The 4,204-nt window shown below is 36.4% G+C and carries 3 protein-coding genes; all 3 read left to right on the forward strand.

Annotated features, from left to right (window positions below; genetic code table 11):
- The first annotated feature begins 67 nt into the window (after positions 1–67).
- From AC1DJR_RS19555 to AC1DJR_RS19565, 3 genes are read left to right on the forward strand one after another with little or no spacing between them, the layout of a single operon-like run.
- The gene (locus tag AC1DJR_RS19555) at positions 68–1,777 is read left to right on the forward strand and encodes an acyl-CoA dehydrogenase family protein (protein WP_044439787.1); all 1,710 of its coding nucleotides are present in this window, start codon (positions 68–70) and stop codon (positions 1,775–1,777) included.
- Between the two features lie 16 nt (positions 1,778–1,793).
- The gene (locus AC1DJR_RS19560) at positions 1,794–2,684 is read left to right on the forward strand and encodes an NAD(P)-dependent oxidoreductase (protein WP_002031851.1); all 891 of its coding nucleotides are present in this window, start codon (positions 1,794–1,796) and stop codon (positions 2,682–2,684) included.
- 39 nt (positions 2,685–2,723) lie between these two features.
- On the forward strand, positions 2,724–4,184 hold the full coding sequence (locus AC1DJR_RS19565) for a CoA-acylating methylmalonate-semialdehyde dehydrogenase (protein WP_477003292.1): 1,461 nt from the start codon (positions 2,724–2,726) through the stop codon (positions 4,182–4,184).
- Positions 4,185–4,204 lie beyond the last annotated feature (20 nt).

Below are 4,204 nucleotides of genomic sequence, written 5' to 3' on the forward strand. Positions count from 1 at the left end.
ATATTCCACTCATCGTAGACGAGCATATGCAAAGATCAACGAAGGCCGAAATGATAGGGGGATTCAGATGGAGAAAACGAAGTTACCATGGGATGAATTTTTTTCACTCAATAAAGATGTGAATAATACTTTCTTTACACCAGAAGATTTTTCAGGGGATGAAGATTTAATTGCAAAAACGACAGAACAATTCGTTAAACAAGAAATTGTCCCGCAAATTGAGAATATTGAACAACATAACTATAAAGTTTCTCGTCAATTATTTGAGAAAGCTGGGGAACTTGGATTATTAGGCATTGAGGTACCAGAAGATTATGGCGGATTCGAGTTAGGAAAGGCTGTCTCAGGTCTTGTAGCAGAGAAAATGGGTTACGCTGGTGCATTTAGCGTTTCTTTTAATATACACGCAGGTGTTGGTACGTTGCCTTACATATATTACGGAACGAAAGAACAAAAAGAAAAGTATTTGCCGAAAATCGCATCAGGAGAATGGATTGGGGCTTATGCTTTAACTGAGCCAAATGCTGGTTCTGATGCATTAAGTGCAAAAACGAGTGCAGTATTGAATGAAGATGGTACTGCTTGGAAGTTGAATGGTGAGAAGCAGTGGATTACAAATGCTCATATGGCAGATGTATACGTTGTTTTTGCGAAGACAAATAAAGGAATGACAGCGTTTATTGTCGAAAGAACATGTGAAGGTGTATCAATAGGATTAGAAGAAAAGAAGATGGGGATTAAAGGATCTTCAACAGCGACGCTTATTTTAGAAGATGTTGTCATCCCCGCTGAAAATATTTTAGGGGAAGTTGGGAAAGGGCATCACGTAGCTCTTAATATTCTTAACTTCGCTAGACTAAAACTTGCTTTTGGAAATATTGGAACAGCAAAACAAGCAATCGGTTTATCAGTTCAATATGGAAAAGAGCGAAAACAGTTCCAAACGGAATTAGTAGATTTTACGATGATTCAAGAGAAAATTGCCAATATGATTATTTCTACATATGGAGCAGAAAGTGCAGCTTACCGTACAGCGGGTGTAATTGATGAAGCAATTCATGAGAGTGATGAAGATCTTATGAAAAAAATGTCCCAATTTGCAATTGAATGTGCACTGAATAAAGTAAACGCTTCTGAAACACTTGCTTATATCGTAGATGAAGCTGTACAAATTCATGGTGGTTACGGTTATATGCAAGAATACGAAGTAGAACGATTATATCGTGATGCTAGGATTAGTCGTATTTTTGAAGGAACGAATGAAATTAATAGATTAACAGTTGCAAAAATGTTAATGAAGCAAATCGAGCAAATAGAAGATGCTGAAGTAGAAATTGATGTGGCAAATGTCGAAAGAAACCATCGTTACATTTTATTAGCGAAAAAATTGTTGAAACAATCTTTGAAAACGCTCTCTAAAACTCCAGGTTTAAAAATTGAGCAAGAGCAAGAATATTCACGCGTATTATCAAATATGTTGACGGACGTGTACGTCATGGAATCAGCATTTTTACGTACGAGGAAAGCAGTTAGTAAAAATGGTGAGGAAAAAGAGCGTACGAAGCAAATGATAACAGGTGTTATTTGTGAAGAAGGATATCGTAAAGTAGAAGAAGCTGCGATTTCCATTCTTTCAGCAGCTGTCACAGAAGAACAAAATAGACAAGAAATATTAGCTGAAATCCGTCAATTATTAGTGCCTTTATACTCAAACTTATTTACGAAAAAGAGAGATATTGCGAAAGTTATTATAAATCGCGGGAAATATATTGTGTAAATAGGAGGAAAGCGATATGAAAAAGATTGGGTTTATCGGTTTAGGTAACATGGGTCTTCCGATGTCTAAAAATTTAGTTAAATCTAGCTACACAGTATATGGAGTGGACTTGAATAAAGAGGCGGAAGCTTCCTTTGAAAAAGAAGGAGGAATTATCGGCCTATCAATCTCAAAACTAGCAGAGACATGCGATGTGATTTTTACAAGTTTGCCTTCACCKCGTGCTGTGGAAGCGGTATATTTTGGGGAAGAAGGATTATTTGAAAATAGCCACTCGAATGTAGCTTTAATTGATACAAGTACAGTATCTCCACAATTAAACAAACAATTAGAGGAATCGGCGAAGGAAAAGAAAGTAGACTTTTTAGCAGCACCTGTTAGCGGTGGGGTAATTGGTGCAGAAAACCGTACATTAACGTTTATGGTTGGTGGATCGAAAGAAGTATATGAGAAAACTGAATCTGTCATGGAAGTGCTTGGAGCGAATGTTTTCCATGTTAGTGAGCAGATTGATAGTGGTACAACTGTTAAATTAATTAACAATCTATTAATTGGTTTTTATACAGCTGGTGTGAGTGAAGCTTTAACATTAGCGAAAAAGAACAATATGGATTTAGATAAAATGTTTGATATTTTAAATGTAAGTTACGGTCAAAGTAGAATTTATGAGCGTAATTATAAAAGTTTCATTGCATCAGAAAATTATGAGCCWGGCTTTACTGTAAATTTATTAAAGAAAGATTTAGGATTTGCGGTAGATTTAGCTAAAGAAAGTGAACTTCACTTACCAGTAAGTGAGATGCTATTAAACGTATATGAAGAAGCGAGTGAGGCAGGATATGGTGAAAACGATATGGCTGCTTTATATAAGAAAGTTAGCGAACAATTAATTTCTAATCAAAAATAGTGCACTTATAAAAACCATGATAAAAAAGGAGAGAATATAATGATTACAACTGAAATTAAACGAGTGAAAAATCATATTAATGGCGAATGGGTAGAATCTACTGGTACGGAAGTAGAAGCGGTTCCGAATCCGGCAACTGGAAAAATCATCGCTTACGTTCCACTTTCTCCAAAAGAAGATGTTGAAAAAGCTGTTGAAGCGGCAAAAGCGGCATACAAAACATGGTCTAAAGTGCCAGTTCCAAATCGTTCAAGACAACTATACAAATATCTACAACTGTTACAAGAAAATAAAGATGAGCTTGCAAAAATCATTACGCTAGAAAACGGTAAAACGCTAACGGATGCAACTGGTGAAGTACAGCGTGGTATTGAAGCGGTAGAACTTGCAACATCAGCACCAAATTTAATGATGGGACAAGCTCTTCCGAATATTGCTAGTGGAATTGATGGATCGATTTGGCGCTACCCAATCGGAGTTGTTGCTGGTATTACACCKTTTAACTTCCCKATGATGRTTCCATKMTGGATGTTCCCACTTGCRATTGCTTGCGGTAATACATTCGTATTAAAAACATCTGAAAGAACGCCACTTTTAGCTGAGCGACTTGTAGAGTTATTCTATGAAGCTGGTTTTCCAAAAGGGGTATTAAATTTAGTACAAGGCGGAAAAGATGTTGTAAATAGTATTTTAGAAAATAAAGATATTCAAGCAGTTTCGTTTGTTGGCTCTGAGCCAGTGGCACGCTACGTATATGAAACTGGTACAAAAAATGGTAAACGTGTACAAGCGTTAGCAGGTGCGAAAAACCATGCGATTGTAATGCCAGATTGCAATCTTGAAAAAACAGTACAAGGTGTAATTGGATCTGCGTTTGCAAGTAGTGGAGAGCGCTGCATGGCATGTTCAGTAGTAGCAGTAGTTGATGAAATTGCTGATGAATTCATTGATGTATTAGTAGCGGAAACGAAGAAGTTAAAAGTAGGTGACGGTTTCAACGAAGATAATTATGTTGGACCATTAATCCGTGAATCTCATAAAGAACGTGTTTTAGGCTATATTAATAGTGGTGTAACAGATGGAGCAAGTTTACTAGTAGATGGCCGTAAAATCAATGAAGAAGTTGGAGAAGGTTACTTTGTTGGTGCAACAATCTTTGATGGTGTAAATCAAGAAATGAAAATTTGGCAAGATGAAATTTTCGCTCCGGTATTAAGTATTGTAAGAGTAAAAGATTTAGAAGAAGGTATTAAGCTGACAAATCAATCGAAATTTGCGAATGGTGCTGTTATTTATACATCAAATGGAAAACATGCACAAACATTCCGAGACAATATTGATGCTGGTATGATTGGTGTAAACGTTAATGTTCCAGCACCAATGGCATTCTTCGCATTTGCAGGAAACAAAGCTTCATTCTTTGGAGATCTTGGTACAAATGGTACGGATGGCGTTCAATTTTATACACGTAAAAAAGTTGTAACTGAGCGCTGGTTTTAATAAAGTGAAATGATAATGAG

This window comes from Bacillus sp. 05T31 (assembly GCF_056396725.1).